This window comes from Flammeovirga agarivorans, from assembly GCF_012641475.1.
Lineage (GTDB): Bacteria > Bacteroidota > Bacteroidia > Cytophagales > Flammeovirgaceae > Flammeovirga > Flammeovirga agarivorans.
Genome location: NZ_JABAIL010000004.1, coordinates 38,230 through 58,260 on the forward strand (window position 1 = coordinate 38,230; position 20,031 = coordinate 58,260).

Consider the following 20,031-nt stretch of genomic DNA (forward strand, 5'->3'; position numbering starts at 1 on the left):
CTTTTTTGCCTTATTGTTGCAACTCATTTTTTCCTAAATTTGCATTGATGGAAAAATTGAAGTTATACATATCATTTATGGTTTTGTTGTCCTACTCTTTGGGAGTAGTACACACCTTTATTGGCCATAATCATGATAGCAGCGATGAGGCAAATTTTTGCCATACCCCATCAATTAATGTAGACGAATGTGGTATTGAGAAAAATGCCCATTTCGAACATAAAGGACACTGCGATCCTAATCTGTATGACTTCCTGTCTTGTATTCTTGGGCAAATTCAACATGCTGAATCTGTAAATTTACTTGAGGAAAGTAGAGAAGAAGTTCTACTAAAAGTACCCAAGGAGATCAGAGAAGTAACAGCTTTTTTGATGGTGGTTTTACAACCTATTTATGTTGAACAGAAGGTGAATTCTGTAAGCATAAACCACATCCTAACATCACTCATACCCCATTTTGTATTTGGAAAACGAGGCCCACCCTCACTTCTTTAACCCATGGACAATTATGTCTAATCCACAGATTGATACATTCTTTGTGGAGTTCTAAATACATAACAAACAAAAAATAATTTCTTAGAATGATTAATAAAATCATTTCCTTCTCAATAAAGAACAAATTATTGATAGGGATCTTTATACTCTTTTGGTTAGTCGGAGGAATCTGGAGCTTATCAAAAGTGCCTGTTGATGCTGTACCTGATATAACCAATAATCAAGTACAAGTAATCACACAAGCTCCTAGTTTAGGAACTGAAGAAGTAGAACAATTTATCACATACCCTGTAGAGTTAGCGTTATCTAATTTACCAGATGTTGTGGAGATTCGTTCGGTAAGTAGATCAGGACTATCATTGGTAACTATTGTCTTCAAAGATCAAATGGGTACATTTTTACCTAGACAATTAGTTGCTGAAAAGCTTCCTGAAATTAAAGAAAATATACCTGCAGGCTTTGCAGAGCCATTTATTGGACCAATTACTACTGGTCTTGGTGAAATTTATCAATATACCTTAGAAGTTGATGAAGCATTTAAAGACAAATACTCTTTATCTGAACTAAGGTCTGTACAAGATTGGATCATCAAAAGACAAATGGCCATGGTTCCCGGTGTGGTTGAGGTCAATGCTTTTGGAGGTTATATCAAACAATATGAAGTAGCCGTAAAACCCGATGTGTTGAGATCAATGGACATTACTTTGTCGGAGGTATTTGAAGCATTGGAAAAAAATAATCAGAACTCTGGAGCTGCTTATATTGTCAAAAACCATAAAGCCAATTTTATTAGAGGAGAAGGTTTGGCAAGAAGTCTTTCTGATATTGAAAATATTGTAGTTGCACATCAGGGAGGACTCCCAATTAAAATTAGAGATATTGGTAAGGTACAATATGGTCATGCTGTAAGGTATGGAGCACTTACTAAAGAAGGTGAAGGCGAAGCCGTTGGGGGAATGATATTAATGTTGAAAGGAGCCAATTCTAAGGAAGTGATTCATGCTGTTCAAGAAAGAGTAGAGCTAATTCAAAAGTCTTTACCCGAAGGGATAAGCATCAAAGAGTTTCTGGCAAGAAATAAGTTAATTGATAAGACAACTTCAACGGTATCTCAAAACTTAGTAGAAGGGGCATTGATTGTAATTTTTGTACTTGTTCTATTATTAGGAAACTGGAGAGGTGGTTTAGTAGTAGCATCTACAATTCCATTATCATTATTATTTGCCTTTATGATGATGTATCAATTCGATGTATGGGCCAATTTAATGAGTCTTGGAGCTATTGATTTTGGTATAATTGTCGATGGTGCGGTGATCATTGTTGAAGCTACAGTGTTTGCAATGCACAGTAAAATAAAGGGAGCTATTCAGCTTACGCAAGACGAAAAGGATCAGGCAACATATCAATCATCTAGTAAGATGATGAACTCTGCTTTCTTTGGACAACTTATTATACTTATTGTATTTGCTCCCATCTTGACATTAGAAGGTGTAGAAGGAAAAATGTTTATTCCTATGGCGTTGACCTTTATGTTTGCCATGATCGGAGTAATGATTCTTTGCTTAACCTACGTACCGATGGTTTCTTCTTTATTTATTAATGTACACCAAGGTTCTTCAGTTGGTTTTGGTGATAAACTTATAAGAGGTATTGAGAACTTCTATGAACCCATTTTATTAGTCTCATTAAAAAGGGGAAAGGTGATTCTACTTTCATCATTTGTAGTATTAGTGGGTAGTATCTACATTTTCACAACAATGGGTGGAGAATTTATGACTCAACTTGATGAAGGAGATATTGCCTACCATGTTATGATGAAACCGGGTTCTTCTTTAGAAGAGACAATCGAAGCAACGACTAAGGTGGAAAAGATCATGAAAGATAATTTCCCTGAGGTGGAGCAGGTAATGAGTAGAATAGGTGTAGCAGATGTTCCTACAGATCCCATGCCTTTCGATTTGGCAGATTGTCTAGTGATCCTAAAACCTAAAAGTGAGTGGACTTCAGCATCTTCAAAAGAAGAATTGATCGAGAAGTTTAAAGAAAAATTATCAATATTACCTGGGGTGAACTATGAATTTACTCAACCTATTGAGATGCGATTCAATGAATTGATTTCAGGGGTAAGAGAAGATATAGCAGTGAAACTCTTTGGGGAAGATTTGGATATTCTTGCAAACAAAGCTCAGGAAATTTCAAAATTAGTGAGCAAGGTAGAGGGAATTGGGGATATGCGTGTAGAAGCTACGGCAGGTTTGCCACAAATTTCCATCCAGTACAATAGAGAGAAAGTAGCACAATATGGCTTAAATATTTCAGACTTAAATACCTTAGTACAGACCGCATTTGCAGGGAAATCTGCAGGATTGATCTTCGAAGGCGAAAAGCGATTCGATTTGGTAGTACGTTTTGACAAAACTGAAAGAGATAACATAGATCAATTAAGAGAGATTTTAGTACCTCTTCGGGATGGATCACAAGTGCCTTTATATTTGGTGGCTGATATTGATTACGAATTGGGACCAATGCAAATCAGTAGAGATAACACACAGAGAAGAACGTATGTTGGTATCAATGTAAGAGGTAGAGATATTCAGTCTGTGGTTGAAGATATCAAACAAATATTGGATGAAGAATTAGAACTGCCTCCAGGGTATTTTATCCGTTATGGAGGTCAATTTGAAAATCTAGAAAGAGCCAATAGAAAATTACAGATTGTTGTTCCAGTAGCCTTATTATCCATATTTTTCTTGTTGTTTTTAGCACTGCGTTCTTGGAGGCAAACTATTATGATCAATATGGCGATACCATTTGCTACTATCGGTGGAATTTTAGCCTTATACTTTAGAGGATTACCATTTAGTATTTCAGCAGGAGTAGGATTTGTAGTGCTATTTGGTGTAGCTGTATTGAACGGTTTGGTATTGATTGAAGGTTGGAATGAACTTAAAGAGAATGGTGTGGATGATTTAGATGAGCGTATTCGTTTAGGAACAAAAAGACGTATCCGACCAATATTGTTAACTGCTTTAACGGATATTTTAGGATTCTTACCAATGGCTATTTCAGCATCGGCAGGGGCAGAGGTGCAACGTCCTCTAGCAACTGTTGTTATTGGAGGGATGATCACTTCTACACTTCTGACGTTAATTGTACTTCCTATCATGTATAAAATGATAGAATCAAGAAGAGTGATTGTCAAACCCAATGCAAAGTTAGTTTCCGTAGCTTTTATTGGCTTTTGTATGCTTCTACTTCCTAAACATGTAAAAGCTCAAACAGGAGTCATTGAAACTTTAGATCAGGCCATAGCAATTGGTTTACAACAAAATGGTAGCGTAAAAATTGCAGAGACAGATGTACAACTAACTGAGGAACAGAAACGTCAGGCGATAGATATCAATAAGACAAAAGTTACTGCAGAATATGGACAGTACAACAGTTATCGTAATGATTTAGGAATAAGTATATCGCAGAATTTCGACTTTCCGACGGTATATTCTAAACAAAAAAAGTTAGCTGAGGAAAATATTTCGGGTAGTAACATAAAGTTACAGATGACCCAAAATCAAGTGGTCAGTGAAATTAGAAGTGCTTGGTATCAATTATCTTATCTGGTTGAAAGGCAGAAACTAATGTATTTTCAAGATAGTCTTTATCAAGAGTTTTTAAGAGCGTCAACAATTAGATACGAGACCGAAGCGGCCAATTATTTGGAAAAGGCATCAGCAGAAACTCAAGTGATGCAAATTGAAAATGAGATTTATCTTCTAGAAGCAGATATCTTAATTCAAGAAAATACCTTAAGAGTTTTACTTCAAGATACTTTAGGTTATGTATTTAAGCCTGCACCTTTAAATAAGAGAGGAGCTGAAACGGTGCTTGATCAAGAGAAAGTAAATAGTAATCCATTATTACAGTTTGCTCAACAACAAATAGAAATTGCCAATGCAGAACAAAAAGTAGCTTCTGCAGAGATGTTGCCTGATATTCAATTAGGGTATTTCAATAACTCAATGGATGGATCAGTACTAAGTGATGGTAGTTTTGCTTCCTCATCAGACCGTTTTCAAGGATTTAGTGTGGGATTAGGTGTTCCTTTGTTTTTTGGCTCACAAAAAGCAAAAGTGAATGCAGCAAAATTGCAAAGACAAATCGCTCAGATTTCAGCAGATCAGCAACAAATTAGATTGGAAGGACAGTACAAACGTCTTATCCAGCAACTAAATCAGTTGAATGGTAGCTTGGAGTATTATGAAAATAAGGCATTACCCCAAGTGGATAGAATTATTGACAATGCACAGAAAAGCTTTGAAAATGGAGCCATCAATTATGTTGAATATTTCCAGAATGTAAACCAGAGTTTGGAGATAAAATATGCATATCTGAATACATTGAATAATTACAATATGATTACTATTCAATTGGAATACCTTATTAATGAATAACTGACAAACTGAATTACGATAATAAGATGAAAAAATTAAATATATATATACTGACCCTGTTCCTAATAGTAGGGACTTACTCTTGTTCTTCTTCTATTGGTGAAAACCATGAGCATAGCGAAGAAGAGAAACATGAACACAAAGAAGGGCATGAAGAAGGTGAACATGGTGAAGAAGTTCATATCAATGCTTTACAGTTTAAAAGTATAGATATGGAAATTGGAGAACTTCAAAAGATGAATATCGGTGAATATGTGATGACCAATGGAGATCTCGAAGTACCTCCTCAACATGATGCAGCTGTGACCACAATTATTGGAGCGAATGTCATTAAGATAAAAGTGATTGAGGGAGAGAAGGTGAAAAAAGGGCAAGTATTAGCTTATATCAGTCACCCTGATCTGATTAGTCTGCAGACCGAGTATCAACAAAAGTTTCATCAATTATCTTTTGCAAAAGAAGAATACAATCGTCAGAAAAAACTGTATGATGAGAAGGTAGGTTCTGGGAGAGAATATCAGAAAGCATCTGCATCCTACTTTAGTTTAAATGGTGAGGTGAAAGGATTAGAAGCTCAATTGAAAATGTTGCTTCTCAATTTACCAAAGATCCAAGAAGGACATATCTACGAAAATATTCCAGTTGTTAGTCCTTTAAATGGATATATTCAGAAGGTCCTTGTTAAAACTGGACAATACGTTTTACCTCAGAAAGAATTATTCGAAGTAATATCTCTTGATGATATACATGTGGATTTAATGGTATATGAAAAAGATATCTCTAAAGTAGAGGTAGGACAAGATGTGATTTTCACTACCGAAATAGAATCTGGAAAAAAGAGAAAAGCAAAGATTTTTAATATCGGTAAATCTTTTGAAAAAGGACCGAAAGCCATACATCTTCATGCTGATATTGTAGATCAGAAAGATGACTTGATTCCGGGTACTTATGTAAGAGGAAAGATACTGATCAATAATAAATATGTAGATGCCTTACCCGAAGCGGCTGTAGTTCAAGAGGGTGAAGACTATTTCTTCTTTACTGTGGACAGAGAGGGAGACGAATGGTCTTTTAAACCTCAAAAGGTTCAGGTAGGAAATAGTGATCATGGAAATATTGAAGTGAAGTTATTGTACCCAATGAAACAGGGACAAAAAGTAGCTTTAAATAATGCCTATTATCTAATGGCTGAAATGAAAAAATCGGAAGGTGGACATCACCACCATTAAAAATAAAGCTCGCTTATTTTATAATAGGCGAGCTTTTTTGTAAGATCCACTTCTCTATGCTTATATTGGTCTTATAAATTCAACTCAAAAAGAATTATTTTGATCGATCAACACAATATCCAAGAATGGGTACATGAATATGCTGACGAATTATATAGGTGGGTTCTTAAGAGAACTGCAGATGTTCAAGTATCAGAAGATTTAATTCAAGAGACATTTATTGCTGCTCAACAATCAATAGACAAATTTGAAGGGAAAAGTTCTCCTAAAACTTGGCTGATTTCTATTTTGAAACATAAAATGTTGGATCATTTTAGAAAACAGAAGAGCAAACGGGAACAACCACAGAGTGATATTTTCTTTAATGAAAATGAAACTTGGAAAAAAGATAACAACCCCACCTTATGGGGAGATACTGATGAGCAGTTGATGAACAACTTAGATTTTGTAAAGGTTTTGCAAGAATGCTTAGGGAAACTGTCGGAAAGATCTCATATCGCAATAACTTCAAAATACCTTGAAGACAAAAAAGCAGATGAGATTTGTAAGGATCTTGAAATTTCAACGTCTAACTATTGGCAGCTTATCCATAGAGCCAAATTAAATCTAAGGAATTGTATTCAACTGAACTGGTTTAATAAATAACCTATTATCATGATTACTTGTAAAAAAGCAGCAGCTCTTATAGATAAAAAGGCAGAAGTGAAATTGTCCTTTATGGATAATCTAAAATTAAGTATACATACTGCCTTGTGTAAAACATGTAAGCTTTATGAGAAGATGACTTTACGTTTTGATGCTTCTATGTCCTTATTTTATAAAAAAAATGAAGATGTAAAAATCACATTGTCAGATGAAAAGAAAGAAAAAATAATAAATTCTTTAAAAAAATAAGATAAAGAGTGTAAGGATTTATTTTCTCATACGACTAACTCATGAAGCTGAAAAAGTTTCATGAGTTTTTTTGTAAAAGATAGTATGAGCTGAACGAAGAGAAGAGTTTTAAAGTGTATAGTTGTGGATTAAGTTTTTTGCTTTAAAATATCTTCTTCTTCATCAGTTCATAAAAGAACATATAGTATAACCTCTGCATTATCAATCAAATTTAAAAGCTTTCCTTTTTGGAGAGCTTTTATTTTTAAAAGGTACATTGACCTAAAGTATCCATTATTTTGATTTTTTTCTCGATTTATATAAATTGATATTACTATACTTAGATTTTTTTGTACGGAACGAATTCATTTAACTTACTGCTATACATGAGGTATCTATTTTTGTTCACAGTTTTAGTTACCGGTGTGACGTTTATATGCAACGCTCAGGATCAACCGGTAAAAACTAAAGCACATTACGACCACCATCACAAGAAGAAATTAAAAAAGCATTATCACGACTTAAAATGCGAACACCATCATCTGGATTATACTTTTGTTGTGATAGATGATCCTTATCAACAAGGAAAGAAAGATGCTGAAATTATATCAACGAAGGTGGAAAACATCTCAAAAAATCAGAAAACGAAGATTATTGATGCATTTACAGAGTTTTACCTTTCAATAAATAAATTTTCTGAGTTAGGTGTCAGTGAACGAAGAAAGAAATGTAAAGAGCTACAGCAAGAAAGAGATAATAATATTCATTTGAGTCTGAATAATAATCAATATCTGATGTATTTGGATTTTATTAAAACATGGAATTAAATATAAATAAGTGGTTTCTGATCTTAGATTGGAAACCATTTTTTATTTCAAAATTGTAAGAATGCTACATGTGTAGATTTTTTTCCTTAAAAATTAAATATTAGTGGATTTCTAAAAAATTGAACTATTTGAGGATGTCTTAGTATAATTTCATAGCAAAATTGGATAGTAGAAAAATAAAATAGTCAACAATTAAAAAAAAACTTACATACTAAAACTACTTTCTGTTAACGGGTGTAATTACAAATGAAACCTAATAGAAGAGTGTAATACTCCTTTAATAATATTCCTTGAATAACACCTAATTTAATTAATTATGACTCATTTTTTTAAGAGACACTTACCAGTTGCTCTTTTCATCATCACAACCTTGATCGGATGTTCTCAAAAGGAAAACGATCCTACCGATCCACAAAGCGGAGCACAAGATGGCCAAACAGCTCTAACAGATTACACTGTTCCTGATGGATTCAACTACGAAACTACTCAAGAAATAAACTTGAGAATAACTTCAGAGAATGTATCGCAACCAGTAGTATATAGTATATATGCGATTGAAGATGGTGATAACTTATTGTTAAGAGGTAAAGCATTATCAGACGCAGAAGGTCGATTGGAATATTCGACAAACTTCTCTAATCATATAGAAGCACTATATATAATGAGAAGTAGTAATGGCCGAGATCATTTTGAAAAAATTCAACTAACAACAAGTAACATAAGTGTAAATTTCAATGAAGAATCTGAAAGGGTTAGAAGTAATAATTCAAGGGTACAAGATTGTAACGATTTGTTATATGCGGTAAATTCTGATGGTGAACAGTTTACTATCGACCTAGAGAATAGTTATGCACAATCTACACCTATTGCAATTGCAGGTGGATCACAAGCCAATGCAATTGACCGTTCAAGAAATATCATGTATTATGATGTAAGAACAGGAAGTAACACAGCTAATCTTTACAGTACTGATTTAGCTACTGGTACAGCCAATTTAATTGGTCAAAACAATACAGGTATTTCAGTATTTGATAACAGTTATGCTCGTATGGAATATGATCACGCTACAGATTATTTGATCATTGGTGATGCACATAGAATACTAATTATGGATGCATCAGACAATAGCATCGTTCATAATCCTACTGTAAATGGTTTAGTTCCTGGTGGTGGAAACCCGAATGGAGGTGGAGATATCGCTATTGATAATAATGGTAATATGTATATGGCTACAGGTACTGTTGGTCTATATTCAATGACCTTTAATAGTGATACTACAGTAGCTACCTGTACACAAATTACACCAGGTAGTTTCCCTTATTACATAACAGGTCTTGCGTTTGATAGAAACAACAATATGTATGCTACAGTCAACTCAAGTGGTAATGCAGTTTTATTACAAATGGATCCTTCAGATGGTTCATACACTATACTTGATACTTTAGATCACCCTGTTAGAGATATCTCGGGTTATCGTTGTACAGCTCAAGAAGCAGATTCTGACGATGATGGTGTAGTTGATGCAAATGATGATTATCCGAATAATCCAAACAAGGCATTCAACAATAATTATCCAACCGCAGGTGCATGGTCATCAGTAGCATATGAAGATTTATACCCTCACAGAGGTGACTTTGATTTCAACGATTTGATCATTGAATACAATTTCAATTTGATTACTAATGCCGATAATGATGTGGTGGAAATGGATATGGAATTCAAAGCAAAATCTGTTCAGGCACATTTACATTCCGGTTTTGCTATAGAGTTACCGTTCCATGCTGACTCTATCAGTAGTGTCGCAGGTTCAATTTTAACAGGAGGTGTAGTTTCATTAGACAGTAAAGGTCTAGAAAGTGGAATCCCAGCAGAAAAACCTGTAGTAATCATTTTTGATAAATCATCCGATGTTTTAAGTGGTACAGGACCTGTGAAATCAAGTAGTACTATCAATGTAGTAGTGAGCCTAAGTAGTCCAGTAGCATTATCATCACTAGGAGATGTACCATATAATCCATTTATCTTCGTAAATAGTGAAAGGGATAGAGAGGTGCATTTACCAGGTAAATCTTATACTTCTAAATTCAATACATCATTTATTCAAGCAGGTGAAGATGTAGGTGGTTTTAAAACAGTTGAAAATTATCCATGGGCAGTACATGTTCCAATTCGTTTTGATCCTCCAAAAGAGAATGTAGATATTACTAATGCCTATGTCAATTTCTCAACTTTTGCTACTACTGGTGGTGGAAGTAACCGTAATTGGTATACAATGCAAGAAGGAAATAGAAATACGAGTAATCTACACGAACAGTAAAATATAATTAATTAAATGATAAAGCCCTTCCCAGTTCTTTGTGATCTGAGGAAGGGCTTTTTATATTTTTCGGTTTACCTATTTAGAAGGGAAATGAGTTTTTCCAGGTTTTTCTGAGTGATACAACGTAACTTCCATAGGTTCCTTTTCTACCTCTAAGGTGTGTGTTACCGGAATACCTTTGTCGTTCATAAATGTAATCTGATAATCTTTTTCTTCTTCAAGGTAGAATTGAAGAATGTCATTCATATCTTTCAGTGGTCCAGCAGTTTTACCATTTTCAATAATTTTTCTATCTAGTGAAACGGTAATTTCAGATTCGACTCTATTATTACTTATCAGCGAACATGTTTTATCTTTAAACATTTTAATTCGAACTGCTACTTTTCCTTCTTGATCAGCATGACTAGCTTGTTCCTTCTTCCATAATTTAATGTAACGATCTGTGACGTTATGAGCATGAACATATTTAATCGAATAATCCCAGACTAGAGGGAAGGCATGTTCGGCAGGTTTCCAAGAAGAAGCATAGATCCAGTTTTTAGGATCTTCCGTATTTGCAGCACCTGCATCAGCTAAAAACCACCCTTTGTCTAATCCAGAAGGGTAGTACTCTGTAAAATACCACTTGCCATTTACCCATACTTCGTTCCAGTTATGGTTGCCCTCTTTTAGTGTCCAATTAGGAGTGCCAGCCAATCTTGCTGGGATTCCCACAGCCCTAAAAGCATCTGCTAATAATACTGATAATCCAGAACATGAAGCCAAACCTTGATCTATAGATTCATAAGGCGACTGATCGGGTTTTTCTCTTTCTGTAGAATATTTTACTTCTACAATATCAATAATGGTATCATTAATAACTTGAATAGCTTCTTCTAATGATTTGCAATCTTTAACAATCGGTGCAAATCTTTGGTAGAAGTCTTTTCTCCAGTCATCTCTTCTTTCATTCATTAATGCATAGGGTAATACATCATTGTAAAAGATAGAATCGGGAATAGATTTTCCCCATAAGAATTCATTTTTAGCTTGATATGCCAATTGAACATTTTCTAATAAATAAGCGGACGAAAGTGTTCTGAGATCTCTTTCAGGCATATAGGCAATAAGAAACGCCATACCGTTTTTCATTTCAGTAGGTATATCTTCTAAAGCTGCTTCAATGTCTTGTCTATTGTCTCCTGCTTTTGTTAATGCACGATCAAGCAGCGAGTGGTATTGTTGATCGATTCCTTGGTATTTAGCTGAACATCCCATTAAAAGTAGTAGTACTGAGATGTTTAAAAAAAAGTATTTCATTTTCATATAGTAAGATTGATAATCTTTTGATGAGCTGAAAGTACTAATATTTTCTTGTTTATGCTTGTTTGTGCTTGTTATTACTTTTTAATAAATGAAAACAATGCAAGTTTTTGAGTGATCTATAAAAAAGGCGAGCTCATTACATAATAAGCTCGCCTTTTTTGCCCTTTTTATTCTGATTTATATAGCCTCTGCAATAAGTTCTTCTAATTGAGTAGAAGCAGGTGCAGGAGCAAAAGCATCAATAATATTACCTTCTTGATTAATCAATATAAACCTTGGTAGTCCAAAAATTTTATATCCAGAATAGAACCTGTCTACATTTGAAGTCCATACATTATCATTAATTTCAAGATTGTTGTTTTCCATATAATTTTTCCACATTTGTTGGTCTCTATCTACACTTAATGTGATAAAATTGATTTTGTTATGATCATACTTGTTTCGTAATGAGTTCATATCTATCAGTTGATTTTCACACTTAGTACACCAAGTCGCCCAAACGTTGATATAGACCAATTTCCCTTTATATTGGTTGATGTCGAAAAACTTTCCATTACTCGTGAATGTATCTTTGATTTCGGGGGCAGGGTTTCCATTCTTTATCGTTGAATGTTTTTTAATCAATGCAATCAGGTCATTCTTATGAGAAAACTCTGGGAAGTCCTGCAAAAATTGATACAATAAAGTTTCTGAATTATGATTAAACCCATAATTAGTAATAGATCTACTCACATCAGAAGCGATAAGTTTTTCTTTAATATTATTGGGTAGGTTAGAGCGTTTGTATTCATCAGCTCTTAAAGCGTAATAAAATTCACCACTCTTCTGGTAAATAACATTGTTGAAATATTTCACATCACTATAATGTGGAATGTAATACGATAAATAATTGAAATTTTGTTGGTATAATTCATCGATAATCGAAAGGTCAAAGTTTTTAATATCTGCTTTATCGTCTAATACATATTCCTCTTCTCTTGCTCTTCTTGTTTGAAGATCATAATTGATGCGGATAAATGAAGTTTCTATCTGTATGATTTGTAATAATACCTCTTTCTGATGTTTTTTCAGGTTTTCACTGATTTTGGATGTCATTTCATTTTCTAAATCCTTGATGGTTTTATTAAAATCAAGAATAGAAAGGTCTTTATAATTGATATTTTCATATACTCCATCAAAAGTACGCTGAATCTCATATAGGGATTGATTGTATGCTGCATTGTCTCCTTTAAAAACTACGTCTCCATCTTCTTTTGTGATTTCGATACTTTGCCCAGGAGATACTAAGAACTCTAAATCAAAGTTGTCATCATGAATGGTTAAATACGAGGTGGCATCAATGGAATAGTTATATTCTGCTTCGCTAACTTTATTTAAAGAGACTTTTTCCTCAGTTGCATTTAATGGGCTGTACTTTACCGCCGTAATGCTTTTGCCAGAATTACTTTTGTAATAAATACTCCCTTTTTTAGGAGTACAACTGACCAATAATAAGATCAGTGAGAGAGTAGTATACACAAGTCGCATGTTTGATTTAGTTTAGTGAAGTTTGATTAGTAAAGAATACTAGAATTTTTATGCCAACTTTTTGTGTTTACTATAGATATGTATTTTAAGTTGAAGTAGAGAGTGTATCAAATATCTCTACTTCAACTATTTTATTATTAGTGAATTACCATAAGAATCGAATAGTAGAATGGTATTCCTATCAACACATTGACAGGAAAAGTAATCCCCAAGGCCATAGGTAAATATAACCCCGGATTAGCTTCTGGTAGAGCATTCTTCATTGCAGCTGGTACAGCGATGTAAGACGCACTTGCTCCAAGAATGGAGAAAAGAAGTTGATTACCAATATTATCAGTGATTTCTATACTTATAAGTAAAGCGATTAAACCATAAATAAAAGGCATTATTGTAGAAAATAAGAAAGGGTAGATGCCTTTACTGATCATGGCTGAAAGTTGTTTTCCACTGGTAATCCCCATATCAAGTAAGAAAATAACTAAGAAGCCTTTGAATATATCTGTGGTGAAAGGTTTAATTCCATCAGCTTGTTCTTTGGTAGCAAAAAATCCAATCAATAAACTACCTAGAATTAAAAACACACTTGCATTTGTTACAGCATGTTTAAAAATACTTTTAATAGAGTTTTCTTGTTTGTCAGTTGTATTGTTTTCCTTGAAGTAGTTATACAGTAACACACCAATCACAATAGCTGGAGCCTCCATAATTGCCATAACAGCTATCATATGTCCTCCAAAATGTATTTGTTCAAAATCTAAGAAAGAGGCTGCAGTTACAAAAGTTACAGCACTAACAGATCCATAAGAAGCTGCAATAGCACAGGCATTGGCCGCACTCATTTTTCTTCTAAGTATCAGAAAAGAAATAATAGGGACAATGGTCGCTAATAATATTCCTGAAAGTAAACTCCAGATAATTTCAGTTGTGATACCGTTGTGAGACAATTCCTGTCCTCCCTTAAAACCAATTGATATTAAAAGGTAAATAGACATAAACTTAGAAGAGTTCTCTGGAACTTTTAGGTCACTTTTTAGCTGTACAGCCAATACGCCTAATAAGAAGAATAATAATGCAGGATTTGTTATGTTCTCTAAGAGGTTCATGATAAAGTTTTAGACTTTATGAAAATTAATTTGTTGCGACCGATGAGTTTGTTTACCCATCGGTTTTTTGCAGAGTGAATTCTAAAAAAAAGACAATTACTAATCGATTTTAATAATTGTCTTTTTTGAATATGAAATCTTTTTACCAAACTTCTCAAGTTCTAGGAGAGCAGAATGCAATGAGAGCGAAGAGATGTTTTTTATCTCAAACTCGTTGGGGGAAATCCAATCAATAGTAAATTCATCTTTTTCACCTTTTTCAGATAGGACTTTTTGAATGATTTCTGAAATAGAAATCCCTTGTTTAATGTGTGAGTGTACACTTGTTTGAGCTGCTGTTTCCATAAAATTACGGTTAAATGTTATAGTCATTAGAATTGAATTTTAATTGTTTGTTGCTGCAAATATGTGTATAATTAATCATAAGTTTTTATTTATAAAATTTATAATATACATAAATAATAGTTTATGAATTATACTTTACATCAGTTAAGAGTGTTCTTGAAAGTATTTGAATTACAGAGTATTACTAAGGCTTCGGAAGAGCTTTTTCTAACACAGCCAGCAGTGTCGATACAGTTGAAAAAATTTCAAGAACAGTTTAAAATACCACTTACAGAAACCATAGGTAGGCAGTTGTTTTTTACAGAATTTGGAAAAGAGGTCGTAGAAATTTGTAAAAATATTTTAGGTGAGGCAGATAAATTTCAATCACTCACAGACCAATACAATGGATTGCTTACGGGTAAAATTAATATCTCGGTGGTGTCAACAGGAAAGTATGTCATTCCTTATTTCATACAATCCTTTATGAAAAAATATCCTCAGGTTGAGTTGAAGATCGATGTGTCCAATAAATTAAAAGTTGTAGAAAGTTTGGAACGCAATGCTACTGATTTTGCTTTGGTTTCTGTAATACCAGATAATTTGGAACTAGAAATACTTCAATTAATGGAAAATAAACTCTATTTGATAGGCTCAGCAGATCTCTCTGATAAAATTACAACGAAGAAACTTTCTAAGATGAATATGATTTTTAGAGAGCAGGGGTCCGCTACTCGATTGGCAATGGAAGAGTTCTTAGAAAAAAGGAAGTTGAAATATGAAAAGTCTATTGAATTAGTTTCTAATGAGGCGGTAAAACAGACGGTAAATGCGGGGATTGGTGTTTCAGTAATGCCTTTGATTGGATTAAAAAATGAGTTGGCCAACGGCTCTTTAAAAGTGATTCCTATGAGAGGACTACCAATAGTAACCAATTGGAACTTTGTCTACAATAAAAATAAGAACTTACTTCCTGCATCAGCAGCCTTAATTCAGCATATAAATGAGCACAGAGAGGAAATTATCGATAAGTATTTTTCTTGGGCTATAGATAAGAGATAAAAAAACGGATACACCGAAAGATGTATCCGTTATATATTGGTTGTCGTTGTAAATTAAACTACAACGTTTACAATTCTCTTTGGAACGAAGATAAACTTCTTCACAGGCTTACCATCCACCCATTTTTGTACAATCTCATTGGCGAATACCGCTTCTTTTGCTTCTTCTTGAGAGATGTCAACAGGTAAATCAAGTTTTACTCTCATTTTACCGTTAATTGAAACAGGGTAAGTATGAGAAGCTTCAACTAATAGTGAGGCATCAAATGATGGGAATTCAGCATTGATAATACTGTCTTGGTTTCCTAAAGCCTCATGCCATAGCTCTTCAGCAATGTGTGGGGCAAAAGGAGATAAGATCACTAATAGTTTCTCTAATACTTCTTTTTTATGGCATTTAGCAGAGGCTAATTCATTAACACAAACCATAAATGCAGGAACTGTAGTGTTTAAGCTTAAGCTTTCCATATCTTCACCTGCTTTTTTGATTGTTTTGTGCAAGATCTTCAATTCTTCAGGAGTTGCTTTCTCATCAACAACTACCAATTGACCCGCATCGTTGTAGAACAATCTCCAAAGTTTACGTAAGAACTTCCAAACACCATCAATACCTTGCATTGACCATGGCTTTGATTGCTCAATTGGTCCTAAGAACATTTCGTATAAACGAAGAGTATCCGCACCATATTTCTCAATCACAACATCTGGGTTAACTACATTGTATTTAGATTTTGACATCTTTTCTACAACGTGTCCACAAATGTATTTTCCATCTTCTAGAATGAATTCAGCATTCTCGTAATCTTTACGCCATTGCTTGAATTTTTCTGTATCTAATACGTCATTCTCAACGATGTTAACATCAACGTATAAAGGTTGTACTTCATAGTCTTTCTTAAGACCGTGTGATACAAACTGGTTGGTACCTTTAACTCTGTAAACAAAGTTCGAACGACCTTGGATCATACCTTGGTTTACGATTCTTTGGAATGGCTCTTCATGACCGATGAAGCCCATATCGTATAAGAACATATTCCAGAATCTAGAGTACAATAAGTGGCCAGTAGCATGCTCTGTACCACCTACATATAAATCTACTTGGTTCCAGTATTCAGCAGCTTCTTTGCTTACGAAAGCCTCTTTATTTTGAGGATCCATATAGCGTAAGAAGTACCAAGAAGAACCTGCCCAACCTGGCATTGTAGTTAATTCGTAATTGTATTGATTATCGAACTTCCAATCTTTAGCATTACCTAATGGAGGATCACCTTCTGGAGTAGGTAAGTAGTTTTCTACTTCTGGTAAATCCAATGGAAGTTGGTTGTCAGGAACTAAGTGAGGTGTACCGTCGTTGTCGAAATAAACAGGAACTGGCTCACCCCAATAACGTTGACGAGAGAAAACAGCATCACGAATTCTAAAATTCACTTTCGCTTTACCTTTTCCTTCAGTAACTAATTTATCGATAGCTACTTTGATCGCTTCATCAGATTCTAAACCGTTAAGGAAACCTGAGTTGATCATTTTGCCTTTTTTCACTTCAGTAGGATCTTCCATGTCTTCAGTGCCTTCGATCACTCTTACGATAGGTAAGTCGAAGTTGTTTGCAAAACGGAAGTCTCTATCATCAGAAGATGGTACAGCCATAACGACACCAGTACCATAACCTGCTAATACATAGTCAGCAATCCATAAAGGTACTTTCTCACCTGAAAGTGGATTGATAACGTAAGACCCTGTAAATACACCAGAAACAGTTTTAACATCAGATTGACGCTCTCTTTCAGATCTATTTTTTGCAGTCTCTACATATTCATCAACAGCAGCTTTTTGTTCAGCTGTAGTTAATTCTGGGATTAATTCATGCTCAGGAGCAAGAACAACATAAGTAACACCGAAAGTAGTGTCAACTCTAGTAGTAAATGCAGTTAATGTAATATCACTATCTGCTACTTTAAAATCGATTTCACAACCAATAGATTTACCAATCCAGTTACGTTGCATTTCTTTTAAAGCATCTGACCAGTTTAAGCCTTCTAAATTGTTCAATAGACGATCTGCATATGCAGTAATACGCATCATCCATTGTTTCATTTTTTTACGCTCAACTGGGTGTCCACCACGCTCAGAAACACCATCTTTAACTTCGTCATTTGCAAGTACAGTACCCAAAGCTGGACACCAGTTTACCATTGCTTCAGACAAGAAAGTTAAACGGTATTGTAATAAGATTTGAGATTGCTCTAATTCAGAGAAACCTTTCCATTCTTCAGCAGTGAATTGTGTTGCATCATCATCACATTCAGCATTGATTCCTGCAGAACCATTGGCTTTAAAATGAGCAACTAATTCAGAAATATCTTTTGCTTTGTCAGCATCTTTATCATACCACGCATTGAATAATTGTTGGAAAATCCATTGTGTCCAACGGTAATATTCAGGAGATGATGTCTGAACTTCACGGTTCCAGTCAAAGCTGAATCCGATTTTATTCATCTGACCTTTGAAAGTACTGATATTTGCCTCTGTAGTAATTGCAGGGTGTTGCCCTGTTTCAATGGCATATTGCTCAGCAGGAAGACCAAAAGAGTCAAAGCCCATTGGGTGAAGTACATTGAATCCTTTTAATCGTTTGAAACGAGAAACGATATCTGATGCAATATATCCCATAGGGTGACCTACATGAAGGCCAGCTCCCGAAGGATAAGGGAACATATCCAATGCATAAAACTTAGGCTTATTTGTATCAACATCTGTTTTGTAGATGTTGTTATCTTGCCAATACTTTTGCCACTTAGGCTCAAATGAATTATGGTTAAATTCAGACATACTTTATATTGTATTCTAAAAATGTAAATGCTTTATTGTTTGATTTCACAGGATTTCCTATAAAAAATCAAGCAAAGATATAAATATTTACCTTTTGTTTGATGTCTGAATGAGGGGAATATCAGTTTTTCAAAAAAGAAAAAAATAAACGTTAACTACAACACTTCTTTAACAGTAAATTTTCTACCATTAAAGGTCACTTCATCATTCTGAGATTTACCCACAAATAATTTTCCAATAGGGGATTGAGTAGAGATGACAAATACCAATTGGTTATCGAATGTGACTTGCCCTAAACTTATCGAAAGGTAATACATTCCTACATTAGTCATCACTAAACTTCCTGGTCCAATAGTCGTTTCATCATTCTCTTTTAATTCTTCAATAACGCGTAATAGTTGAAGGTTTTGAGATAGTTGTTCACCCATTTTTTCCTTTTCTAAATGGGCCATCGCTCTAGCAGTATCATGTTTGTCTCCAGCTGTACTTCTTGTTTCTGCATTCGCAGAATTCTGAGCAGAATTCATTGCTTCTTCGGCAGATTTAATTTTCTGTACTACAATTTCCTTACAATGGTTTTTTAATCTTGTTTTGAAATCTTTGTTCATTTTATGTTTTGATAATAAGTACTGGAGAATGAATAATAGTTTACGATAATAATCATTTCTTCCTCAATTCTGTTGCAGTGATCCCAAATTTTTCAAGAATACTTTTTGATAAATGTCCTATGTCACTGAAACCATATTCATTAGCGATTTGTCCTAATGTCTTATTTGTATGTAGAATTTCTTCTTTGGCTTTAAGTATTCTTTGTTCTTTGTAGTACTTATAGATGGTAATATTAAAAAGGTCCTTAAAGATAGTAGTCAGTCGATTTTTATTGATACCATATTTTTTGGCTAACTCTTCTAATTTAGGTTTCTCCTTAAGGTTTTTCTCAATATTATCTTTAATCAAATAAGCACTTTCAATTTCGTTGTCCTGAAAAATGGAATTAATAAATGAATCTTCAGCGGAGTAAAAAATGCTTTTAATAATAATCGCAAGCTCATTAATTTTCCCAAAAATCCATTGTTTTTTATACTTGTCATGAATCAATTTTCTGGCACTATCAGAAAGTGATAATTTCCAGTTGATCATATTTTCATTACCTGTATGATAAAAAAATGAATTGGTTCTGTCTACAATTTCTAATATGTCATCTCCTAATCGCTTACGATTAAAGTGACAGACAACAGAGTTTTTAAGCGTATTTTCTTTATATGAGAGTCGAACACTTTCAGTTCCTTTGAGTAATACAAAACCATTAGGAATACCAAATTCGAATTTTACTTTTCCATTATCATATAAGACGTTGTTCTCAAAACAAATAATGGTGAAATCAAATTCTTTATCATTACTCAAGGTTACTGTATAGTCTTTTTTGTTGAAGTGTTTATGAGCAATGATTCTAATATTTTTGAAATGATCTAATATAACCGAGACACCATTGAAATAATCATTATCAGCTTCTACTAAATAACCATCTTTGATTTTAGCACCGATGTTTTCAGCAAAGAATTCTATATAGGGTTTGTCTTTGGGTTTATTGTTAAATGAAAATCTACTCATAATTATCTATTCCAAATCAATATCGAATATATAGTGCAATAAAGTAATGTAGTGTTTATGATAAAGGGTGAATTTTACTT

General features: G+C 34.0%; 15 protein-coding genes. 8 read left to right on the forward strand and 7 right to left on the reverse strand.

The genetic code is table 11. The features are described 5' to 3' along the window. The first annotated feature begins 47 nt into the window (after positions 1 to 47). The 7 genes from HGP29_RS13175 to HGP29_RS13205 all read left to right on the forward strand — a co-directional run bounded on the left by HGP29_RS13175 (position 48) and on the right by HGP29_RS13205 (position 10,188). Complete coding sequence (locus HGP29_RS13175; protein WP_168882893.1) at positions 48 to 494, forward strand: hypothetical protein; 447 nt, start codon at positions 48 to 50, stop codon at positions 492 to 494. An 86-nt stretch (positions 495 to 580) separates the two neighbouring features. Then, positions 581 to 4,942 (forward strand): CusA/CzcA family heavy metal efflux RND transporter, encoded by a 4,362-nt coding sequence (locus HGP29_RS13180; protein ID WP_168882894.1) that lies wholly within the window; start codon positions 581 to 583, stop codon positions 4,940 to 4,942. Positions 4,943 to 4,968: 26 nt separating this feature from the next. Continuing rightward, the gene (locus HGP29_RS13185) at positions 4,969 to 6,171 is read left to right on the forward strand and encodes an efflux RND transporter periplasmic adaptor subunit (protein WP_168882895.1); all 1,203 of its coding nucleotides are present in this window, start codon (positions 4,969 to 4,971) and stop codon (positions 6,169 to 6,171) included. A 99-nt stretch (positions 6,172 to 6,270) separates the two neighbouring features. Continuing rightward, entirely contained in the window at positions 6,271 to 6,816 is a 546-nt protein-coding gene (locus tag HGP29_RS13190) for a sigma-70 family RNA polymerase sigma factor (protein WP_168882896.1), read from the forward strand. A gap of 9 nt (positions 6,817 to 6,825) precedes the next feature. Further along, the gene (locus HGP29_RS13195; protein ID WP_168882897.1) at positions 6,826 to 7,065 is read left to right on the forward strand and encodes a hypothetical protein; all 240 of its coding nucleotides are present in this window, start codon (positions 6,826 to 6,828) and stop codon (positions 7,063 to 7,065) included. Between the two features lie 365 nt (positions 7,066 to 7,430). Beyond that, entirely contained in the window at positions 7,431 to 7,871 is a 441-nt protein-coding gene (locus tag HGP29_RS13200; protein ID WP_168882898.1) for a hypothetical protein, read from the forward strand. 316 nt (positions 7,872 to 8,187) lie between these two features. Further along, positions 8,188 to 10,188: an LruC domain-containing protein gene (locus HGP29_RS13205; protein ID WP_168882899.1), complete on the forward strand. Its 2,001-nt coding sequence runs from the start codon at positions 8,188 to 8,190 to the stop codon at positions 10,186 to 10,188. 78 nt (positions 10,189 to 10,266) lie between these two features. Here the strand turns inward: HGP29_RS13205 and HGP29_RS13210 are convergent, their stop codons facing one another. The 4 genes from HGP29_RS13210 to HGP29_RS13225 all read right to left on the reverse strand — a co-directional run bounded on the left by HGP29_RS13210 (position 10,267) and on the right by HGP29_RS13225 (position 14,498). Continuing rightward, on the reverse strand, positions 10,267 to 11,490 hold the full coding sequence (locus tag HGP29_RS13210; RefSeq protein ID WP_168882900.1) for a transglutaminase-like domain-containing protein: 1,224 nt from the start codon (positions 11,488 to 11,490) through the stop codon (positions 10,267 to 10,269). 183 nt (positions 11,491 to 11,673) lie between these two features. Next, positions 11,674 to 13,023 (reverse strand): TlpA family protein disulfide reductase, encoded by a 1,350-nt coding sequence (locus HGP29_RS13215; RefSeq protein ID WP_168882901.1) that lies wholly within the window; start codon positions 13,021 to 13,023, stop codon positions 11,674 to 11,676. Between the two features lie 137 nt (positions 13,024 to 13,160). Beyond that, positions 13,161 to 14,126 (reverse strand): sodium-dependent bicarbonate transport family permease, encoded by a 966-nt coding sequence (locus tag HGP29_RS13220; RefSeq protein ID WP_168882902.1) that lies wholly within the window; start codon positions 14,124 to 14,126, stop codon positions 13,161 to 13,163. Positions 14,127 to 14,225: 99 nt separating this feature from the next. Beyond that, the gene (locus HGP29_RS13225; RefSeq protein ID WP_168882903.1) at positions 14,226 to 14,498 is read right to left on the reverse strand and encodes a hypothetical protein; all 273 of its coding nucleotides are present in this window, start codon (positions 14,496 to 14,498) and stop codon (positions 14,226 to 14,228) included. Positions 14,499 to 14,594: 96 nt separating this feature from the next. On the opposite strand from HGP29_RS13225, the gene HGP29_RS13230 reads away from it, so the two are divergent. Further along, positions 14,595 to 15,512, forward strand: a complete 918-nt coding sequence (locus tag HGP29_RS13230; RefSeq protein ID WP_168882904.1) for a LysR family transcriptional regulator — start codon at positions 14,595 to 14,597, stop codon at positions 15,510 to 15,512. Positions 15,513 to 15,565: 53 nt separating this feature from the next. Here the strand turns inward: HGP29_RS13230 and leuS are convergent, their stop codons facing one another. The 3 genes from leuS to HGP29_RS13245 all read right to left on the reverse strand — a co-directional run bounded on the left by leuS (position 15,566) and on the right by HGP29_RS13245 (position 19,951). Beyond that, the gene (leuS, locus tag HGP29_RS13235) at positions 15,566 to 18,340 is read right to left on the reverse strand and encodes a leucine--tRNA ligase (RefSeq protein ID WP_168882905.1); all 2,775 of its coding nucleotides are present in this window, start codon (positions 18,338 to 18,340) and stop codon (positions 15,566 to 15,568) included. Positions 18,341 to 18,495: 155 nt separating this feature from the next. Next, positions 18,496 to 18,948, reverse strand: coding sequence for a GreA/GreB family elongation factor (locus tag HGP29_RS13240; protein WP_168882906.1), 453 nt, complete (start codon positions 18,946 to 18,948; stop codon positions 18,496 to 18,498). A gap of 52 nt (positions 18,949 to 19,000) precedes the next feature. Beyond that, complete coding sequence (locus tag HGP29_RS13245) at positions 19,001 to 19,951, reverse strand: helix-turn-helix transcriptional regulator (RefSeq protein WP_168882907.1); 951 nt, start codon at positions 19,949 to 19,951, stop codon at positions 19,001 to 19,003. Positions 19,952 to 20,031: the final 80 nt, after the last annotated feature.